Source organism: Actinomadura sp. DC4 (genome assembly GCF_030406325.1).
GTDB lineage: Bacteria > Actinomycetota > Actinomycetes > Streptosporangiales > Streptosporangiaceae > Actinoallomurus.
This window is the reverse complement of sequence record NZ_JAUEQY010000057.1, coordinates 1-20289: the sequence shown is the minus strand read 5'-3', so window position 1 is coordinate 20289 and position 20289 is coordinate 1. Positions and strand designations below refer to the sequence as shown.

Sequence of the window (20289 nt, the reverse complement as noted above, 5' to 3'; positions counted from 1 at the left end):
CACCGCCGGTTTCATCCGGGTACGGTGGACGCCTCCGCTATCGAGCTTCCGGGGGGTGGCGACATTGACCGACGCGTGGGAGCCGGCGAACCAACTCGAGCATCAGCTCCGCGACGCGCTGCGCGATGGCGACCAGGACGCCTACTTCGCACTCGTGCGCGGGGCGGAGCTGTTCGTCCCGCTGCCGCCGGGCGAGGCCGACGCCGTGGGCGAGATCCCGCCGTCGTTCATCTGGCCGACGAGCGCACGTGACGGTCGCACGCACGTCCTCGCCTACACCTCCGGCGAGGCTGCGCGCGCGTGCCTGGGCCCCACCTACCAGCAGTTCGTGCACCTGACGCTGTCCGACATGGCGCGCACGTGGCCGGACCAGGAGTGGTGGCTCGCGCTCAACTCCGGGCTGCCCATCGAGGGCTACCTGCCCGCGTGGTTCATCGGCCAGCTCACCGCGGGCATCGCGCCGATCCCTGGCGAGGCGCCCCCGCAGGACGCCACGTCGCCCGCGGCCGAGGCCGCGCCGGTCCAGGCCGCTCCCGTTCCCGCGCCGCTGTCCTCGGACGGCCTGGCGCCCCAGGCGGCCATGCCCGCGCCGCCGCTGACCGAGCCATTGGAGAACGGCATGCATCCGGGCTCGATGCCGGCCGACCGCGGCGAGGAGACGATGCGCGACGTCATCTCCCCGATCCCCGCGGCGGAGACGTCACTGCCGCCCGACGCGATCGCCGCGCCAACGCCACCGCCTCCGCCCGCTCCCGTACGTGGGGAGTCGGCGGCCGCGCCGCTCGATGGGCCCTTCGAGGTGGACGAGACGCCGGTGGCGCTGCACATCACGCCGGGCTTGGAGTTCACCCCGCTCGACGAGGAGGAGCGGGTGCTCCTCGAGGCCGCGACCCGCGGCGACCGCAAGGAGTTCCTGCGGACGCTGCTCGGCGTGCGGCAGATCTGGGTGCCGGTCGTCGAGGGCGGCGACCTGATGCTCGCCCCCGGCCGGCCGGGCTTCCAGTGGTACATCGACGACTCCTCCGGCCGCCCGGTCGTGCCCCTCTACACCGGGCCCGGCCGGATGCGCGACGCGATGGGCGGGCATCCGTTCGTCCTGTCCGACCTCGCCAAGGTGCTGCGGTTCTGGCCCGACGCGGGGCTGGAGCTCGTCATCAACGGCGGCACCGCGATCGGCGCCTCCATCCCCGGCGACCGCGTCACGCCCATGTCGAGCCAGGTGGACGCCGACGCCGCCGCGCGGCTGGCGAGCGACTTCCCGGCCCAGAGCGACGCCGAGCGGCAGATGTTCGACGTGCGCGGCGAGCCGGAGATGGTGGTGAAGGTCCTCATGGACACCACCGTCTTCCTGCCCGTCTGGAGCCGTACGCCTCCGGCGGTGCAGACCCGCCCCGGCGACCCGACCTTCCCCTGGTCGGCCGTTCCCGTACGCGGGCGGCCGTCGGTGCTCGCCTTCACCTCCTTCGACTGGATGAAGGCCGCGGTCGGCACGACGGGCTTCGTGATGCCGACCTTCGCCGAGCTGGTCGCGGGCTGGCCCGAAGAAGACTGGTCCGTGTCGGTGAACCCCGGCACGCCCATCGAGATCGCGCTGTCCGGCGAGCAGATCCGCGGTCTCGCCGCCTCGGTTCCGGGCCGCGGTGCCGAGGACATCCCGCCCCCGGGCGCCGTCTCGCCCCTGGGCGCCGTCCCGCTGCAGGGCGAGATGCCGCCGCCGGTCGCCGAGCCGGTCTCGTACGAGGCTCCGCCGGTCGAGTCCCGTCCCGGGCCCACCCGCGGCGAACCGGCCGAGACACCGCCCGGCCCCTGGGCGATCATGCAGAAGGTCGTGCCGCACGAGCAGGTCCCCTGGCACCTGGAGCAGGCCTACGACCGCGTGGCGGGCTTCGTGCACCGGGTCCAGGACGTGGTCGACCTCAACACCCCGAAGCTGCTGTACGAGTCCCTGGGGCTGCTGCGCGAGGGTTCCTCCTTCAGCGCGGACGACGCGGAGGTGCACGTCATCCGCTGGCCCGCCTACCGCTCGGGGCTCTACCGCATCCCGTTCGGCGGCCAGTCCGAGGACGCGGTGCGTGCGTGGGGCGACAGCGGCTGGGTGGTGGAGCTGCCGCCGTTCGGCGGCGACGGTTTCGCGCCGGGCAGCGCCGGCAGCGTCCGCGAGTACAAGATCGACAGCATGCGCCTGCCGCACGGTTCGGAGATGTACGCGATCGGCGGCGACGGCTCGGAGCGCTTCGTCGCCCGCTACGACGCCGACCGGCTGGTCTGGGGGGACTCCGAGTGATCAGGGACGGGTACACCGCACGCTGGCACGGCACCGAGTACGACGCGGTGCCGGGCGTGGACGGCGAGGTACGCCTCTACGCCGCCGAGCCCGCTGACGGCTTCACCGAGGTACGCCCCGGCCGTCACGTACAGATCGTGCCGGACCACGAGGTGGAGAGCCTGCGCTACGTACGCACGCACTGCACGTGGCGCGGCGAGCCGTTCGTCGTCATCGGCGAGCACGGAGACTGGGTGCGCCTGGAGTACGTCGGCGGGCGTGCGCCGGTCGCGGCGGCGCTCGGTTTGGACAACGTGGACGTCGGCGTCTACCAGACGTGGATCTCACGCGAAGAGGTCGGACAGCTACGGGAAGCGAATATTTGATGATTACCCGGATACAACTCCCCTTGACCGGTTGATTGATCAGCCCTGACGTGATCGCATGATTCTTACCTGACCCATGGCGTAAGCGTAGGGTCAGTAATCAAAGGCGATTGTTGAGGAGGTTGTCGGCGGTGCTCGCACGATCGGTACGCAATCCACTGATCATCGGCGTCGGAACAGGTGTGGTCCTGGCCGGCGGCACCGCTTCCGCGGCCCTGGCCGCGTCGACGCCATCGCCATCGGCGGCGGCATCGTCGAAGGCGCCGTCCTCGCCCGGCTCGGCGTCGCCCTCCTACTCCAAGACCCCCACGCCGGACCCGTCGGACACCACCACGCCCCCGGCGACTCCGAAGCTGACTCTTTCCTTCGCGAGCCTCCCCAGCGCGAACCACCCCAGCTCGAAGTCCTCACTGGACGTCGTGCTGACGCCGCAGGGCGGCACCGTGAACGGCGTGGAACTCACGCTGTCGGCGGACCGTGGTGCAACGGCCACCTCCGTCTCCAGCGGGACCCGCGTCTACAAGGTCACCAAGCTGAGCTCGGCCCGCCACGTCGCCGTCACCGTCTCGATCCCGTCGAAGGTGACCAGCGGCAAGGTCACTCTGAAAGCCCTCGTCGCCGCCGACGCCCCGGTCGCTTCGTCTTCGAAGACGCAGGCGCTGACCGTGACGAAGAAGAAGTCATCGTCGAGTTCGGGCAGTTCTGACAGCGGGTCGAGTGGCAGCAGCGGGTCCAGTGGATCGAGCGGATCGAGCGGGTCCAGCGACTCGACGCTGCCGGTCGGGAGCTCGACTCCCTCCAGCGGCACCACCGCGCCGAGTTCCGGCTCCGCGGTGCTGCCCCCGATCACGACGCCGCAGCAGACGCCGACGACGGCGCCGAACCCGATCGTGCAGACCGGAGCCTCCCAGTCCATGCGCGGGACCGCCGACGACTCGGACGTGCTGACGTTCGACAAGCTGGCGAGCACCCAGGCCGCCTGGCTGGCCGCGCTGCTGGTGGCGTTCTCGCTGCTGCTGACCCAGATCCGCCTCGGCCGCGCCGCCGTACGGGCGCCCAAGGCGAAGGGCGCGCACCGCAGGATCCGCCGCGCGGGCGGCCCGGCGCACTAGACCTGTCCCGAAGTCCCAGGTCAGGGACGCATCAGGTCGTGGCACGCGATGGCCGCGGCGGCGACCACGTTGAGCGAGTCGACGCCGAGTCGCATCGCGCCGCCGCTCATCGGAATGCAGACCGGCTCGTCGGCCTCGCGCAGCCAGCGGGACGACAGGCCGTCGCCCTCGGCGCCCAGCATCAGCGCGACGCGTTCGCCCAGTGGCGCCTTGCCGATCGGCGTCGCCGCCTGGTCGGGGGTCAGGGCCAGCAGCGAGAATCCGGCCGCGCGCAGTTCCTTCAGGCCGCCGTGCCAGTCGCTCATCCGGGCGTACGGCACGGCGAAGACCGCGCCCATCGACACCTTGACCGAACGCCGGTAGAGCGGATCGGCGCAGCGCGGCGACAGCACGACCGCCTCCACGCCCAGCGCCGCCGCGCAGCGGAAGATCGCTCCGACGTTGCCGTGGTCGACGAGGTCCTCCAGCACGAGGATCCGGCGTACGTGGCCCGGCTCGCCGATGAGGGAGGCGACCGGCGGAAGAGGCAGGCGTTCCATCGACGCGAGCGCGCCCCGGTGCACCGGGAAGCCGGTGACGGCCTCGGCCACCTCGTCGGCGACGACGTAGACCGGGGCGTCGCCGAGCACGTCGGCGAGGGGCTCGGCCCAGCGCCGGGACATGAGCAGCGACCGTACGGGATAGCCCGTGCTGATCGCGCGCCGGATGACCTTTTCGCCCTCGGCCATGAACAGGCCGTGCTCGGCCTCCAGGCTCTTGCGGAGGTTGACGTCGCGCAGACTCACGTAGTCGGCGAGGCGTGGGTCGGCGGGGTCGGAGACGGGGATCAGGCGGGCCATGGCTCCAGTATCGCGGCGGTCAGGGCAGCCGGAGCTCGGTGAAGAGCGCCCGGTGGTCGCTGCCGGACTGGTAGAAGACCTTCACGCGTTCGACGGCGCACCGCTTGTCGGCGAGCACGTGGTCGATCGTGATCGGCGGCCAGGGCCGGAACGTCGGGACGAGCCCCTGCCCGGTCGCGTCCGCGGCGTCGGTGAAGCCCTTCCCGATCAGCCGGCGCAGCGGCTCGTGGTCGAGAGTGGCGTTGAGGTCGCCGGCGACGATGCCGACCTGGCCGTGCGGTGTGGCCGGGGGGATCTCCCGCAGGTCGTGCCGCCACTTCGCGGCGTCCCGGCCGAGCGGCGCCGGCGGGTGGGCCGCGGTCATCCGTACGGGCGCGGTGCCCGGCACGGCGAGGTCGGCGCTCACCATCGCGAACGTCGTGGGCCCGCGGTCGGGAAGCTGCGTCAGCGGATAGCGGGAGTAGAGCCCGCTGCCCTCGGGGCCGCCGCGCGGGTCGATGACGCGGTACGGCATCAGCTTCTCCATGCCGGCCGCATCGAGGCGGTCGGCCGCCTCCGGGGTGAACTCCTGCACGCTGAGCACCTCGGCGCCGGTGCGGCGTACGAGGTCGACCAGTGACGCGTCGCCTGCGGCGCCGAACCTCAGGTTGGCCGTCAGGATCCGCAGTTCGGGGCCGGTGGCGTGCGGCCGGCTGTTGCCGAACGCGCGGGGCAACGCGATGCCGGCGAACATCGCGGCCACGACCACCGCGGCGGCGAGCGCCGGCCAGTTGCGGGTCAGCGCGGCGACGGCCAGCGGGATGACGACGCCCGCCGCGACGTACGGCACGATCGCCATCGCCGGGATGACGATCGAGGAGAAGGCCGAGGCGCGGTCGACGCCGGCGAGACGGGCGAGCGCCCAGAGCAGCCAGCAGGCCACCAGGATCCAGGCGATCATCTGTATTCCCCACCGCCGCGTGACCGGGCGCTTCGGCGAATCGTCCTGCTCGTCCTCTGTGGTCGCCAGATCGGTCATCGAACTCCCCCAGTCGCCGCCCGTAGCTCCCGTGACCTACTGTGCACGACGAACCTGAGCATGGGGTTCAGTTCACACCGGATACCCGAAGGCATCCTCCTTGTCCCGGCGTGAGATCATGGAATCACCCGGCTTGTCAATCGAACCTGACCGGCCCCTGACTTCCCCGCCACCGCGACGACGCAGGCCATCGGCCCGGAGTCAAACCTCCGCCCACGCCCCGAGCTGCGCTTCTTTACCGTCCCGCAACCGTCCCAGTCATGCCCCAAAGCCTCTGACCTGCAATCTCTTCTCTGCCGTCCCTTTGGTCACAAGCTGTATAGACGGCTACAGTGCCGCTCAACAAACACCCAATCCATCACGAAAGAGGACAACCGTGAGCGGACGTCGCCGCAAGGAGCCCCCGGGCGGCACGCCCGACGACGGATGGTCCGAACCTCCCGTCTCTCCCAGCGGTGACAGTGGTGACACCGGCCGGTTCCGGCCCCGGCCACCCGCTCAGGGTCAGTACGGCGCCGGCGCCGGAAACCCGCCGTTCGGCGGTTACGATCCGCGCGAGTCCTCGAACACCGGTGGATACCCGAGCCCTCCGCCCGACGACCGGCGCCCCGGGCCCGGCCGTGACGGCTCGGGCTACGTCGGTCCCGGCCTCGGCCGGTCCGGCATCGGGGGCCTGGGCGGGTCCGGCTACGGAGGTGCGGGCCGGCGCGGCCCGAACCCGGCGTACGGCAACCCCGGTTACGGGGGCCAGGAGAGCCGTGGTCAGGAAAGCGGCCAGGAGTACGGCGGTCAGGGGTACGGCGGTCAGGGGTACGGCGGTCAGGGGTACGGCGGTCAGGGGTACGGCGGCGGTCCCGGCTACGGAGGCCGGGGCTCGGAGCGGCCGGGCGGCGGCGCGGGCCAGGGCGGACCCGGCGGGTCCGGCTACGACGACTCCCGGTACGGCGGCTCCGGTCCGGGGGGCTCCGGTCACGGCGGGTCCGGCCGGGGCGGCTCCGGTTACGGCGGGTTCGACGACGATGACTACGGGCGCGACGACCGCGGGCGCGACGACTTCGGTCACGGCGGCCCGGGCTCGATGCCCAGCGGCGCGGGCCGGCGGCGCGCGGTACGCCGTCGTTCGCTCAGCACGCTGATCGGCCCGCTCGCCGGCGCGATCGGGCTGGCCATCCTGCTCGGCGCGGGCGTGTACGCGCTCGCGGGCAGCAATGGCTGCGGCAGTGGTGACTCCATCAATCTCAACGTCGCGGCGGCGCCGGAGATCGCCCCGGCCGTCAGCGAGATCACCAAGTCCTTCGACGAACAGGGCCACTCGGTCGACGGCAAGTGCGTCAAGGCGACGGTGAAGGCCTCCGACCCGGCCGGCATGTCGACCGTGCTGTCCGGCGGGGGCTCGGTGCCGGGCGAGGCGGACCCGGACGTCTGGATCCCCGACTCGTCGCTGTGGGTCAGTCTCGTACGCAGCACCACCAAGGGCGCCTCCAGCGTGCGGCTGACGCCGACCTCGGTCGCCAAGACGCCGGTCGTCGTCGCCACCTCGCGGACGTTCGCCAACAAGATCAAGAGCCAGGGCATCCGTCCCACCTGGGACATGCTGCTCAAGGCGACCGACGCGCTGGCCGCCGGCGCGGTGAGCAAGAACGACATGCTCCCGGCCAACTCGGTGCACCTGCAGATCCTCGACCCTAACCGCAACGCCGGCGGCATCGGCGCGGTCGTGATGACCCGCGAGCTGCTCCAGGGCGACCCGAACGCCGACGCGATCTTCACCCAGATCGTGCGCAACGTGCAGAACAGTCTCTCGCCGACGCCCCAGGCGCTGTTCGCGAGCTTCCACCGCGACCTGGGCGGGCGCGCCCCCGTGGTGATCGTCCCCGAGCAGGCGGTGTGGAAGTTCAACCGCGGCAACCCCTCGACCCCGGCCTCGGCGATGTACCCGAGTGAGGGCCTGCTGAGCATGGACTACCCGTTCACGCTCGCCACCGACGACGAGGCCAAGGTCCGCGCGGCCGGGCTGCTCGAGAACGCGATGAGCACCGCGGAGGCCGGCAAGGACGTACGCGCGCTCGGCTTCCGTACCCCCGACGGCCACCCCGGCGACGGCTTCACCACGCAGAGCGGGCTCAGCCCTCGTGTGCCGCGCGCGCTTCCCACCCCTGGAGCCGGCGACGTCACGGACGTCATGCAGGCATGGACCAAGCTCTCCCTGCGCACCCGGATGCTGACCCTGCTCGACGTGTCGGGGTCCATGGCCCAGCCGGTCGGCAAGGGGGTCACCCGCATGCAGGCGACCGCCCAGGTGGCCCAGGGCGGGCTCGCGATGCTGCCCGACCAGACCGACCTCGGCCTGTGGACGTTCTCCACGAACCTCAACGGCTCACAGGACTACCGGACGGAAGTGCCGATCGGGCCGCTGTCCACGCGGCTGGGGTCGGGCACCCGGCGGCAGGCGATCCTGTCCGCCCTCGGCCGCGTACGGCCGAAGCCCAACGGCAACACCGGCCTGTACGACTCGGTGCTCGCCGCCGTGCGCTCGATGCAGAAGAGCTACAAGCCGGGGTACTACAACTCGCTCCTCGTGCTGACCGACGGCAAGAACGACGACGACCACGGCGTCTCGCTGAGCACGCTGCTGCGGACGCTCAAGCAGGAGGCCGACCCGGACCGCCCCGTCATGGTCATCTTCATCGGCTTCGGACCCGACGTGGACATGTCGGCGATGCAGCGGATCGCGGTGCAGACCAACGGCGAGGCGTACCACGCCCTGAAACCGCAGGACGTGCAGCGCATCCTGCTTGAGACCATCGCAAGGCGCATCTGTGCCCCACAGTGTCACTGACCGGTCGACACGAGTTCATATCGGTCTATTCATTCAGGGGAGGATTTTCTTGGATTAGTGGCAGGATCCTGTGAACCAGGCTCCCGAGTTCGGCGTCTTGTATGTGAAGGAGGCCCGACGGGAGCGGGGCGTCGGGCCTCCTTCTTTGATTTTCCGGGGGTCTCCGGCATTTGACACTCTCGGGAGGATCCTGTGGCCGGTTGGCCCAGTCTCGGACGTGTAGAGGATCGCCGGCTGGCGCAGGCACTGCGCGACGGCGACGCTCTCGCACTCGCGGAGATCTACGACTTCTACGCTCCGCGTCTCTTCGACTACAGCCACGCACTGCTGCGTGACCAGGACCTCGCGGCCGACGCTCTGCACGACTCGCTCATCGCGACGCAGCAGCACATCGGCAAGCTGCGTGAGCCGGAACGTTTCCGCAGCTGGGTCTATGCGATCGTCCGCAACGAATGCCTGCGGCAGCTCGCCGACCCCGACCGTCCCGGGCAGCGGCACGAGGCGCCCGAGCAGTCCGAGGACGCCTTCCTCGACGCGGAGGAGCGCCAGCGTCTCGAAGAGACCCGGCAGCTCGTGCACAGCGCCCTGGCCGGGATGGCGGCCCGCCACCGCGAGGCGGTCGACCTGTCCGCCCGGCACGACCTGACCGCCGAGGAGCTCGCCGGCGTCCTCGGCATCTCCTCCCAGCAGGCCACCGAGCTGGTCGCCCAGGCGCGCGACGACCTCGACAACTCCCTCGCCGCCGCGATCATCGCCCGTACGGGCCGCGGCGACTGCCCGAGCGTGGCCGCGCTGGTGGACGAGAACGTGTGGCCGCTGCCCTCGGACGTCTGCCGCAAGCTCATCCGCCACATCGAGTCCTGCCCGGTCTGCCGCGACCGCCGCAAGCGCAAGGTCTCCACGAACCGCCTCATGCAGGTACTCCCGGTCGCGGCCATCCCGTCCGACCTGCGGATGGCCGTACTGTCGCTGTCCGAGGCGCCGGACCAGCACGAGAACCGCCTGCGCATCGCACAGCGCGCCGAGCCGTTCGACGTCTGGGGCTGGCCGACGAGCCTCGAACGCCGCCCCCAGCCGGCCCGCAAGGAGAAGACCCGGCGTACGGGCGGCACACCGCGCCTGCTGCCGGTCATCGGCGCGGCCGCCTGCGTCTTCCTCGTGGTCGGCGCGATCTTCCTGCTCACCAAGGGCGGGTCGGACGGGTCCAAGACCGCCGGCAACAAGGCCCCGGGCCCGGTCGTGGCCGCACCCAGCGAGAGCACGTCGGACTTCCCCTCGCCGAGCGACAGCGTCGAGCCGTCCCCGACGAAGACCAAGCACTCGCCGACGCCCACGCCGACCACCCACACCCCGACGCCGACCCCGACCACCCACCGGCCCGCGCCCCCGCGGCCGACGCACAAGCCGAGCACCAAGCCCCCGAAGCCGGGCACGCTGTCGGTCATCGGGTGCGACATGGGCACGGGGACCTCCTGCCAGATCACGCTGAAGGCCAGCGGCGGCGCGGTGTCCTGGAGTGCCTCCGTACCCCCCTCAGTCACCGTCTCCCCAAGGTCCGGGACTGTGCCCAGCGGGGCGACGAGGTCCGTGACCGTGAAGCAGGCGGACGACGTCTGCCCGGAGACGACGGGCGCGTCGGTCGGCTTCGCCCCCGGTGGTTCGGCCACGGTGTCGTGGACGTGCGGGCTGCTCGGCAACTGACGCTGTTTACGGCCCGGGCGGTGAAGTGCCAGGATGCGTCTCATGACCCCCGATGCCGCCACCTTCAGAGCGGCCCGCGACTTCCTCCTGACGCAGGCCGAGGACTACGAGACCGCCCGCAGCGGCTTCCGCTGGCCTGACGCGACGGGGCTCAACTGGGCCGTGGACTGGTTCGACGGCGTGCTCGCCGCCGAGTCGCCCGACGCCCCGGCGCTGTGGATCGTGGAGCAGGACGGCTCGGAGACGAAGCTCACGTTCGCCGAGCTGGCCGGCCGGTCCAGCCGCGTCGCGGGCTGGCTGCGGGCGCAGGGGGTCACGCGCGGCGACCGCGTCCTGCTCATGCTGGGCAACCAGGTCGAGCTGTGGGAGACGATGCTCGCCGCGATGAAGCTCGGCGCCGTCGTCATCCCGGCGACGACGCTGCTCACCGCCGCCGACCTGACCGACCGCATCGAGCGCGGCGGCGTACGTCACGTCGTGACGAGCGCGGCCGACACGGAGAAGTTCGCCGGTCTCGGCGGCGACTGGACCAAGATCTCGGTCGGCGCGGCCGAGGGCTGGCTGACGTACGAGGACGCCGCCCAGGCCGAGCCGTACGCCGGCGGCGACGAGGCGACGCACGGCGACGACACGCTGCTGCTGTACTTCACCTCGGGGACGACCGACAAGCCCAAGCTGGTCGAGCACACCTACGCGTCGTACCCGGTGGGGCACCTGTCCACGATGTACTGGATAGGGCTGCGCCCCGGCGACGTGCACCTCAACGTCTCCTCGCCGGGCTGGGCCAAGCACGCGTGGAGCAACCTGTTCGCGCCCTGGAACGCCGGCGCCTGCGTACTGGTCTTCAACTACACCCGCTTCTCCGCGCCCGCGATGCTCGACGTCCTGAAGCGCTGTGAGGTCACGAGCTTCTGCGCCCCGCCCACGGTGTGGCGCATGCTGATCCAGGAGGACCTGTCCGCCTGGCGGCTCGGGCTGCGTACGGTCGTGGCGGCCGGCGAGCCGCTCAACCCGGAGATCATCGACCAGGTGCGCAAGCACTGGGGCCTGACCATCCGCGACGGCTACGGCCAGACCGAGACGACCGCGCAGATCGGCAACTCCCCCGGCCAGCCGCTCAAGCCCGGGTCGATGGGCCGTCCCCTTCCCGGCTACACCATCGCCCTGATCGATCCCGCGACCGGCGAGGAGGGCGACGAGGGCGAGGTCTGCATCGACCTGTCCGAGCGCCCGGCCGCGCTGATGGTCGGCTACCACGGCGACGCCGAGTTGAACGACGCGGCGATGGCCGGCGGCTTTTACCACACCGGCGACGTGGCGACCAAGGACGCCGACGGCTACATCACGTTCGTCGGCCGTACCGACGATGTGTTCAAGGCGTCGGACTACCGGATCTCGCCGTTCGAGCTGGAGAGTGTGCTGCTCGAGCACGAGGCGGTGGCCGAGGCCGCCGTCGTGCCCGCCCCCGACCCGGTGCGCCTCGCGGTGCCCAAGGCGTACGTCAGCCTCGCCGCCGGCCACGAGCCGACCGCCGAGACGGCGCGCGCGATCCTCGCGCACTGCCGCGAGCACCTCGCCGCGTACAAGAGGGTGCGCCGGATCGAGTTCTCCGATCTGCCCAAGACGATCTCCGGCAAGATCCGCCGCGTCGAGCTGCGCGGCCTCGAGGGCGACGAGCGCCGCCCGGAGGAGTTCCGCGAGGACGACTTCCCCGATCTGAAGTCGTAGTCACGCGGCCGGCCCGGAACGGCTCCTGACCCCAGGCCGCAACTTTTCGGTCACACGCTGTCAGAGCTTCCTGCACCGTTACAAAATCCAGTTACGGGCAGTAACGGATCATTTGCGTATTTACCACTAAAACCTCCAACCGAACCGTGTTTGGTGGCAGGATCCTGTGAACCATCGTTCCGATCGGGGCGTCTGCGCCCTCGTGCGACCCCAGTTCAGCAGGAGGACCACGTGGCCGGTTGGCCGAGCATCGACAGGGCCGACGACCAGCGGCTAGCCCAGTCGCTGTACGCGGGCGACCCGACCGCCCTGCCCGAAATCTACGATCTGTATGCGCCCCGGCTGTTCGACTACAGCCACGTCCTGCTGCGCGACCAGGAAGGCGCGGCGCTCGCCCTGCACGACTCCCTGATCACCATGCAGGAGCGTGTGGGCTGGCTGCCGGACGCCCGGCTGTTCCGCGGCTGGATCTACTCGGTGACCCGCGACGAGTGCCTGCGCCGCCGCGCGTACGCCGAACTGCCGGTGGAGCGCCAGCGGGCACCGCAGGCCGCCGGGCTGGAGGCCGACGAGGCCACGCGCCAGCTCGTCCACGCGGCCCTCCTCGTCTTGGGCGGCCAGCAGCGCGAGGCGCTCGACCTGTCGCTCCGGCACGAGCTGAACCCGCACGAGCTCGCCGAGGTCTTCGGCGTCACGCCGCACGAGGCGTCCGTACGCGTGGCGCAGGCGCGGCACGACCTCGACGACGCGTTCGCCGCCGTCGTCGTGGCCGCCACCGGGCGGGAGGACTGCCCGAGCGTGGCCGCGCTGGCCGGCCCGATCGACGAGCCGCTGGACGCCGACACCTGCGGAAAGCTCGCCCGGCACATCTCCAACTGCCCGATCTGCGGCACGCGCGGCAACCGCAAGGTCGCCACCGCCCGCCTGCTGCTCGCCATGCCCACGGCCGCGATCCCGGCGGCGCTGCGCTCCCGCGTCCTCACGACGGCGTCGGCGCCCGAGCTGGCCGACCTGCGGGCCACGATCGCCATGCGCGCGGATCCCCCCGCCGAGCCGGAGGACGAATCCGATCAGGAGCGCACGGCGCCGCGCATGTGGCCGGTCCTCGCCTCGGTCGCCTGCATCCTGGTCGTCGTCGGCGCCATCTTCTTGATGCTGCCCGGCTCGGGCCAGGAGAAGACGAGCGGCGAGGCGCCCATCGCCTCGCCGAGCGGCTCCTCGTCCTCAGACGACGGGTTCCCCTCCGACTCCGCCGAGCCCAGCCCGAGCGACACGAAGTCCCCCAGCCCCACGCCGTCCAAGTCCAGCAAGACCCCGACGCCCACCGCGGCCGCCAACCGGCCCCGCAGCCACCACCCGGCGTCGAACCCGACCACGAGGCAGGCCCCGGGCACGCTCGCGGTGTCCGGCTGCAAGATGAACGGCACTCACACGTGCTCGCTCACCCTGACGGCGAACGGTGGCCCGGTGACCTATCGGGTGACCGGGACCTCCGCGGGCGTCAGCGCGAGTGGCAGCGGCACCATCGCCGCGGGCAAGCACGCCTACGTGCCGGTCACCCGGGACGACGGCATCTGCATCGGCGGCGGCAGCGGCTCTGTGTCGTTCTCCTCCGGCGCCAAGGGCTCGGTCACGTGGACGTGCTGAGGCGGCACTGGACCGCCCGTAGCGCGTCCAAGTGGCTCTTCAGCGTCGGCGGCCCAGGTCGTACGGTCAGAACATGAGTCTCACTGACAAGGCGGCGCGGCTGCGCGCGCTGCACCTCGGCGGACGCCTCCTCGTGCTCCCCAACGCCTGGGACGCCGCGAGCGCCCGTGTGCTGGCCGGAGCGGGCTTCTCCGCGCTCGCCACGGCGAGCTACGCCGTGTCCGACAGCCTCGGCTACGAGGACGGCGAGGGCGCGCCGCCGGAGGAGATGTTCGCCGCGGCGGCGCGCATCACCCGCAGCGTGGACGTGCCGGTGACGGTCGACGCCGAGTCCGGGTACGGCCTCGCGCCGGCCGAGCTGGCCGAGTGCCTGCGCGAGGCCGGGGCGGTGGGCTGCAACCTCGAGGACACCCTTCACGGCGAGGCGGCCGGCGGCGGCCACGCGCTCGCCGACCCCAAGGTTCAGGCCGGGCGCGTGGGCGCGCTGCGGGAGGCCGACCCCGACCTGGTCATCAACGCCCGTACGGACGTCTTCGACGAGGGTGCGCTGCCCGGCACCTCTCCCGAGGAGATCCTGGAGGAGGCGGTGACGCGCTGCCGCCTGTACCTCGAGGCCGGCGCCGACTGCGTCTTCCCGATCGCGGTCACCGAGGAGCCGGTGATCGGCGCCCTCGTCGAGCGGATCCCCGGGCCGGTCAGCATCCTCTACCGGCCGGGCATGCCCCCGCCGTCGCGGCTCGCCGAGCTCGGCGTCGCGCGGGTGACCTTCGGGCCGGGCCTGCACCGCGCCACCATGGCCCTCCTCGGCGAGCTCGCCGGGCGGCTCCACGACGGCGCGGCGCCGTACTGAGCGTTCAGATGACGCCGTCGTCCAGCACCTGGTGGGCGCGGTCGAGGAACACCGGCACCGACGCGCCGATCTGCTCGAACCCCTCGCCCACGGTCGCCTTCTGCAGGAACCGCGCGTGGATGCCCTCCAGGATGACGGCCAGCTTGAAGCACCCGAAGGCGACGTAGAAGTCCAGGTCGGACAGGTCGCACCCGGTCAGCTCGGCGTAGCGGCCGGCGAACTCCGCCCGGGTGAGGAAGCCGGGCGCGCTGGTGACCGTCGACCCGACCGAGGTCGGCGTACGGTCCAGCTCTCCGGCGTCGGCCCAGTAGACGAGGGTCAGCCCGAGGTCGGACAGCGGGTCGCCGAGCGTCGACATCTCCCAGTCGACGACCGCGGCGATCGCCGGCTCCGGCCGAAGGCGTACGAGCGCGTTGTCGAGCCGGAAGTCGCCGTGCACGAGGCCGCTGAGCCCGTCGGCGGGCAGCCGCTCGCCCAGCCGCTTGACGAGCCGGCCGTACGCCTCGTCCGTACGGCCGCCGGGCTCGGACGCGTGTGACGCGTCCCACTGCCGGCCCCAGCGCTTGAGCTGGCGGGCCATGTAGCCCTGCGGCCGGCCGAACTCGCTCAGCCCGGCGCGGTCGACGTCGACCCGGTGGATGGCGGCCAGCACCTCGGCGAGGCGTTCGGACAGCGCGCGCGCCTCGGCCGGCGTGACGTCCACCGCGTCCTCGGGCGTGCGCAGCACCCGGCCCTCGACGTGGTCCATGAGGTAGAACGGCGCGCCGATCACGTCCTCGTCGGCGCACAGCGCGAGCGGCGTGGGCACCGGGACGTCGCTGCCGGCGAGCGCCGACAGCACGGTGTGCTCACGTCTCATGTCGTGCGCGGTGGGCAGCACGTGGCCGAGCGGCGGACGGCGCAGCACGACGCGGCGGTCGCCGAGGCGCAGGAGATAGGTCAGGTTGGACCGGCCTCCGGCGAGCAGTTCGATCCCGGTGATCCGGTCCTCTCCGGGCAGCGTCTCCGCCAGCCAGGACGACAGCCGGGGGACGTCGATGCCGGGAACTCCGGCGACCTGCTCAGTCATGCGCTCTCCTCGCTCGGCTCACGCGTCTATTAGAACGTGACTCGGATCAAGGCGCGACCCGGCCCGCCGTCGGCCGGATCCGGCCCCGCGCGGGTGGCCGGGAAGCACCAAGGGTACGCACTCGAACCGTCGATGCATCAGACAGGTATTAACCGGGAAGGCGATGACATAGGCCATCAAACATCGCAGAATCGGTACAAACACATCACTGACCTCGGCGAACACACCACCGCACCAAAAGAACCATTCGGGCCCGACCCGACTGGGGGGGAACTCATCGTGGCCGACGCATGGCTGCCCGGAGCCGGAAGACTGCACTCCCGACACGACGGCGGCCCACTGCAGGGCGGCGCGCCTCGCGCCGTCTGGCATACCAGCGAGAACGACCCGCTCTCGACCTCGGCGCACTCGGTGGCCGAGCGCCTGGAGCAGCGGGGCAGAAACGCACACCTCGTGTGGAACCCCTTCACCGGTGAGATCATCCAGATGGTGCCGGCCACACAGGCCGCCTTCCTGCTCCCGCACGGGATCGGCCGCGAAGGCCGGCGCTGCCTTCAGGTCGTCGTGGTCGGGTTCGCCCGCGAGCCCTTCACCGGCGGCGCGATGAAGGGCATCGGCATGATCGTGGACTGGCTCGACCGATGGCAGGTGCCGCGCCGCTGGCCCGCCGGCGGGCCCTTGCCACCGCCGGCGGCGTACGACTCCGACCGCGGGCGCCGGATGTGGGCGCGCGGCGGGCACTTCGGGGTGTCCCAGGTGCCGTGCGCCGAGGATCCGGCCCCCGGCGCCATCGACACCGACCGGATCACCGGGGTCGGCCTGACGCCCCCGGTGCCGCAGATCTCCGTCACCGACCCGCTGCGGCCTCCCCGTCTCATGCCCGGCGCCGTCGTCACCGCCGAACCAGCCTCCGTACGAGCGAGCAGCCCGACCTGAGCTGCGGCACGGTCGCACCGCCGTACCCCAGGACCAGGCCGTGTACGCCCGGCACGCCCGCGTAGCGGTCGTCGAGGGCGGACAGCAGGACTCCCTGGGCGGCGGCACGCTCGACAACGCCGTCGACCGTGCCGGCGGGCAGCCCGACCACCACGTGCAGCCCGGCGGTGTCCCCGTACAGCGGCAGGTGCCCGAGCGTCTCCGCCACGGCGACGCGCCTGCGGGCGTACTCGGCACGCATGCGGCGTACGTGCCGGTCGAGGTCGCCGCGTTCGATGAGGATGCGGACGGCCTCCTGAGGCACCGTCGACGTACGGTCACCGAGCCACTCGCGCGTCCCCACGATCGCCTCCACCAGCTCCGGCCGCGCCACCAGCCAGCCCACGCCGACCCCGGGCGCGAGGGCTTTCGCCGTCGTACCGAGATAGACCGTGTGGTCCGGGCCGAGGCCGTACAGCGCGGGCAGCGGCGCCACGTCATAGCGGAACTCGCTGTCGTAGTCGTCCTCGGCGATGAGCGCGTCGTTGCGGCGCGCCCAGGCGATCAGCGCCTGGCGGCGCGGCACCGGCAGGCGGCCGCCGAGCGGGTACTGGTGGGACGGCGTGGTGTAGACGAGACGCAGCCCCTCGGGGAGCGCGTCCACCATCAGCCCGTCCTCGTCCACCGGGCACGGCACCACCGTCGCACCCCGCGCCGCGAGCACCGACCGGGCGTTGGGGTAGCCGGGCTCCTCGACGCCGACCCGGTCGCCCGGCCGCAGGACCGTCGCGGCGAGCAGGTCGAGGCCGCTGGTGGCGCCGCGGGTCACGAGCACCCGCTCCGGCGGGCAGGCGACGCCGCGGCTGCGGCGGAGGTGCTCGACGAGCGCGGCGCGCAGCCCCGGCAGGCCGCGCAGATCCGGCCGGGCCACCGGAGAGGCGTTCGAGGCCAGCCGCCAGGCGCGCCGCCACGCGGGCGTGTCCAGCGCCCCGGACCAGGGCACGCCGGGCCGCAGGTCGATCACGCCCGCCTCCGCCGGCCGGCCGCCGCTCCCGTCGTCTCTCTCGCGCATCTCGGCGGCGGCCGGGGCGATGTCGGCCACATAGGTGCCCGAGCCGTGGCGGCCCTCCAGCCAGCCCTCCGCATAGAGCTGCTCGTACGCGGCGGTGACGACCGTACGGCTGACGCCCAGCGCCGAGGCGAGCGCGCGACTGGAAGGCAGCCGCTCCCCCGCGCGTACGCGGCCGTCGTTCATCGCCTCGCGCAGCTGCCGGCCGAGCTGAACGCTGAGCGGCGAACCCGCGTGGCGTTCGACGACGACCGGCAGGTCGAACTGCTGTCGCGTCAAAGTGGCTTCTCTTTTCGACGTCTCAGTGGCCATTCGACCCAGACCACTTCGATCCTAGCCTGGCCCTATGAGCACACTCTCCGGCACCGAGCGCACCCGAATCCGGCGTCTCCCCGAACGCGCGGGCACGGACCGTACGGCCCTGCACGAGATCCTCGACGCCGGCCGCATCTGCCACCTCGGCGTGATCGTGGACGGCTCTCCCCGCGTCCTGCCGACCGGGTACGGGCGCGACGGCGACACCCTCTACCTCCACGGCTCCACCGGTGCCACCAGCCTGCGCACCACGTCGGAGATCTGCGTCACCGTCACCCACCTCGACGGCCTCGTCCTCGCCCGGTCGCTCTTCCACCACTCGATGAACTACCGCAGCGCGGTCGTCTACGGGCACCCCCGCGTCGTCGTCTCTCCCGAGGAGAAGCTGACCGGCCTGCGCGCGATCGTGGAGAACCTCACCCCTGGCCGCTGGGACGTCGCCCGACGGCCGACCCGCAAGGAACTGGCGGCCACGACGCTGCTGGCCCTCTCTCTCGCCGAGGCGTCGGTCAAGACCCGCTCGGGCCCGCCGGGCGACGACGAGGAGGACTACGCGCTCGACGTGTGGGCGGGCGAACTGCCGGTCGGCGAGACCATCGGCTCACCGATTCCCGATTCACGGCTCCGCCCGGGTGTGACCTATCCCACTCTGCCGTGACCGGAACCCCCGATCTGGCCCTCTCCTCACTCAAAGTGTCCTGACAGGACTTATGGTGAAGGTCATGAACGACCGGCTGGTCTGGATCGACTGTGAAATGACCGGGCTCGACCTGCAGCGAGACGCGCTCATCGAGATCGCGGCCTTGGTGACCGATGGTGAGCTGAACATCCTCGACGAGGGCATCGACCTGGTGATCAAGCCTCCCGAGGAGGCCGTACGCCAGATGTCGGAGGTGGTCCGCGAGATGCACACGACCTCCGAACTCCTCAAGGAACTACCCGCCGGGATCACGCTCGCCGACGCCGAGACGCGCGTGCTCGACTACGTGCGCTCCCACGTGCCGGGCGTGAAGAAGGCCCCGCTGTGCGGCAACTCGATCGCCACGGACCGCTCCTTCCTCGCCCGTGACATGCCGGCGCTCGACGCCCACCTGCACTACCGCATGGTCGACGTCTCGTCCATCAAGGAGCTCTCGCGCCGCTGGTACCCCAGGGCCTACTTCGCCAGCCCGGCGAAGAAGGGCGGGCACCGCGCCCTGGCCGACATCACCGAGAGCATCACCGAACTGCGCTACTACCGCGCGGCCGTGTTCGTCCCCCACCCGGGCCCGGACTCGGAGACGGCCCGTGCCATCGCGGCGAAGATCGGTGACTGAGGACCCACCGGGAACCGCTACACTGCTTCGTACCGCTTCTGTGCGGTCATGGTGGGTGTAGCTCAGTCGGTAGAGCACCAGGTTGTGGTCCTGGGTGCCGGGGGTTCAAGTCCCCTCACTCACCCCATTTGACGACGGTCCCCGAGTTGGGGGCCGTCGTTTGTATGTGCGTACCCCGTTTCGTACGCGTCCGGGCTATGCTCCGGCCTTACAGGCGCCCCCCGGAGGCCGGATGAGTTCGGAACCCCTTCGTGTCATGGTCGTCGACGGCGACCCCTCCGTCCTCTCCTCGCTGAGCCGCAGCGAGGAGGTGGAGCTCGTCCATGGGCCGGGCTCACCGGTGGCGGAGGCAGAACGCCTGAAGCCGGACGTGGTCCTGCTGGGGCTCTCATCCGCCGGCCAGACGGCGTTGCTGAGCCGCACCGCCCGGGTATTCCTTCTGTGCCCCTCTCCGACGGCCGCGACGGCCGCCCTGCGCGAGGGGGCGAGCGGTCACCTGTCGCCGGCCCATCTGACGGCGGGAGCGGTCATCCAGGCCGTCCGCGACGCGGGCCGGGCCCACCTCGGCCTGTCCGCGAGGGAGTCGGAGGTGATGGACCTGATCGCGAGCGGCCGCTCGAACGGGGAGATCGCGCGGGAGCTGTTCCTGAGCGAGAAGACGGTCAAGAACCACGTGAACCGGATCTACGGGAAGCTGGCGGTCCGGTCGCGTACGGCGGCCATAGATCTTTGGCTGACACAGCACTGACCAGGGCGTTTGGGTGGGAGAGGTATTGATTCGCGAGGGTGTGAGGGTGCTGCTAGAGTAACGGTCGTCGCAAGCGCCGCTAGCTCAATTGGCAGAGCAGCAGACTCTTAATCTGCGGGTTCGGGGTTCAAGTCCCTGGCGGCGCACCCGTGATGACCTGGGCGTTCTCGATGACATCGGGAGCGCCCAGTGTTCGTTATGCGGTGGTTTGAGGACCGTGGTTGCTCCGTGGCTGCTCCTGTGCCAGATCTTGGAAACGACCGGCCCGCGTTGACGCCAAGCGCCATCGTCCCTGGCACTAGCCACTCGGCGTCCGGCCGGCGACCACCCCTGCGCCTGCCGAAAACTACATCCATGCAGGTGAGAGCTGTGACCGCCCGTGACGGCGCCCCACCGCGTGACGCTCGGCTGATTGCGTCGGAAGTGTGGTGCGGGGGCGCGGTCGCCGCGGCATGATGGTCGGCCGTGTTGTTA

Annotated in this window: 16 protein-coding genes and 2 tRNA genes; 14 read left to right on the top strand and 4 right to left on the bottom strand. The window is 71.5% G+C overall.

The features are described 5' to 3' along the window. Window positions 1-55: 55 nt before the first annotated feature. The 3 genes from QWU11_RS46095 (at window position 56) to QWU11_RS46085 (ending at window position 3761) form a co-directional block, all read left to right on the top strand. Window positions 56-2284 (top strand): SseB family protein, encoded by a 2229-nt coding sequence (locus tag QWU11_RS46095; protein WP_290120955.1) that lies wholly within the window; start codon window positions 56-58, stop codon window positions 2282-2284. Continuing rightward, window positions 2281-2649, top strand: coding sequence for a hypothetical protein (locus tag QWU11_RS46090; protein ID WP_290120954.1), 369 nt, complete (start codon window positions 2281-2283; stop codon window positions 2647-2649). Before QWU11_RS46095 ends, QWU11_RS46090 begins: the two co-directional genes overlap by 4 nt. A gap of 131 nt (window positions 2650-2780) precedes the next feature. After that, complete coding sequence (locus QWU11_RS46085) at window positions 2781-3761, top strand: hypothetical protein (RefSeq protein WP_290120953.1); 981 nt, start codon at window positions 2781-2783, stop codon at window positions 3759-3761. A gap of 20 nt (window positions 3762-3781) precedes the next feature. Here the strand turns inward: QWU11_RS46085 and QWU11_RS46080 are convergent, their stop codons facing one another. Together QWU11_RS46080 and QWU11_RS46075 are read right to left on the bottom strand one after the other, a co-directional pair. Then, a complete protein-coding gene (locus tag QWU11_RS46080; RefSeq protein ID WP_290120952.1) occupies window positions 3782-4600 on the bottom strand; it encodes an RNA methyltransferase in 819 nt (272 codons plus the stop codon). A gap of 19 nt (window positions 4601-4619) precedes the next feature. Next, window positions 4620-5618 (bottom strand): endonuclease/exonuclease/phosphatase family protein, encoded by a 999-nt coding sequence (locus tag QWU11_RS46075; protein WP_290120951.1) that lies wholly within the window; start codon window positions 5616-5618, stop codon window positions 4620-4622. 376 nt (window positions 5619-5994) lie between these two features. On the opposite strand from QWU11_RS46075, the gene QWU11_RS46070 reads away from it, so the two are divergent. The 5 genes from QWU11_RS46070 (at window position 5995) to QWU11_RS46050 (ending at window position 14383) form a co-directional block, all read left to right on the top strand. After that, the gene (locus tag QWU11_RS46070) at window positions 5995-8457 is read left to right on the top strand and encodes a substrate-binding domain-containing protein (RefSeq protein WP_290120950.1); all 2463 of its coding nucleotides are present in this window, start codon (window positions 5995-5997) and stop codon (window positions 8455-8457) included. Window positions 8458-8649: 192 nt separating this feature from the next. Beyond that, complete coding sequence (locus QWU11_RS46065) at window positions 8650-10158, top strand: sigma-70 family RNA polymerase sigma factor (protein ID WP_290120949.1); 1509 nt, start codon at window positions 8650-8652, stop codon at window positions 10156-10158. A 42-nt stretch (window positions 10159-10200) separates the two neighbouring features. Continuing rightward, the gene (locus QWU11_RS46060; protein ID WP_290120948.1) at window positions 10201-11886 is read left to right on the top strand and encodes an AMP-binding protein; all 1686 of its coding nucleotides are present in this window, start codon (window positions 10201-10203) and stop codon (window positions 11884-11886) included. A gap of 231 nt (window positions 11887-12117) precedes the next feature. Next, window positions 12118-13533, top strand: a complete 1416-nt coding sequence (locus tag QWU11_RS46055) for a sigma-70 family RNA polymerase sigma factor (protein WP_290120947.1) — start codon at window positions 12118-12120, stop codon at window positions 13531-13533. Window positions 13534-13606: 73 nt separating this feature from the next. Beyond that, window positions 13607-14383: an isocitrate lyase/phosphoenolpyruvate mutase family protein gene (locus QWU11_RS46050; RefSeq protein WP_290120946.1), complete on the top strand. Its 777-nt coding sequence runs from the start codon at window positions 13607-13609 to the stop codon at window positions 14381-14383. Window positions 14384-14387: 4 nt separating this feature from the next. On the opposite strand, the gene QWU11_RS46045 is transcribed toward QWU11_RS46050, so the two are convergent. Next, a complete protein-coding gene (locus QWU11_RS46045; RefSeq protein WP_290120945.1) occupies window positions 14388-15452 on the bottom strand; it encodes a phosphotransferase family protein in 1065 nt (354 codons plus the stop codon). Window positions 15453-15731: 279 nt separating this feature from the next. Here QWU11_RS46045 and QWU11_RS46040 point away from each other — a divergent pair, with 279 nt between their 5' ends. Continuing rightward, window positions 15732-16388, top strand: a complete 657-nt coding sequence (locus tag QWU11_RS46040) for a hypothetical protein (RefSeq protein WP_290120944.1) — start codon at window positions 15732-15734, stop codon at window positions 16386-16388. Here QWU11_RS46040 and QWU11_RS46035 read toward each other — a convergent pair. Next, the gene (locus QWU11_RS46035) at window positions 16345-17715 is read right to left on the bottom strand and encodes a PLP-dependent aminotransferase family protein (RefSeq protein ID WP_290120943.1); all 1371 of its coding nucleotides are present in this window, start codon (window positions 17713-17715) and stop codon (window positions 16345-16347) included. The two genes, QWU11_RS46040 and QWU11_RS46035, sit on opposite strands and share 44 nt — an antisense overlap. Before the next feature lie 67 nt (window positions 17716-17782). Between QWU11_RS46035 and QWU11_RS46030 the strand changes: the two genes are divergently transcribed. The 5 genes from QWU11_RS46030 (at window position 17783) to QWU11_RS46010 (ending at window position 19961) form a co-directional block, all read left to right on the top strand. Next, the gene (locus QWU11_RS46030; protein WP_290120942.1) at window positions 17783-18409 is read left to right on the top strand and encodes a pyridoxamine 5'-phosphate oxidase family protein; all 627 of its coding nucleotides are present in this window, start codon (window positions 17783-17785) and stop codon (window positions 18407-18409) included. 64 nt (window positions 18410-18473) lie between these two features. Further along, complete coding sequence (gene orn / locus QWU11_RS46025; protein WP_290120941.1) at window positions 18474-19067, top strand: oligoribonuclease; 594 nt, start codon at window positions 18474-18476, stop codon at window positions 19065-19067. Window positions 19068-19118: 51 nt separating this feature from the next. Continuing rightward, window positions 19119-19194: transfer RNA gene (locus QWU11_RS46020), tRNA-His, on the top strand. Between the two features lie 105 nt (window positions 19195-19299). Next, window positions 19300-19815, top strand: coding sequence for a response regulator transcription factor (locus QWU11_RS46015; RefSeq protein ID WP_290120940.1), 516 nt, complete (start codon window positions 19300-19302; stop codon window positions 19813-19815). 73 nt (window positions 19816-19888) lie between these two features. After that, a tRNA-Lys gene (locus QWU11_RS46010) sits at window positions 19889-19961 on the top strand. Window positions 19962-20289 lie beyond the last annotated feature (328 nt).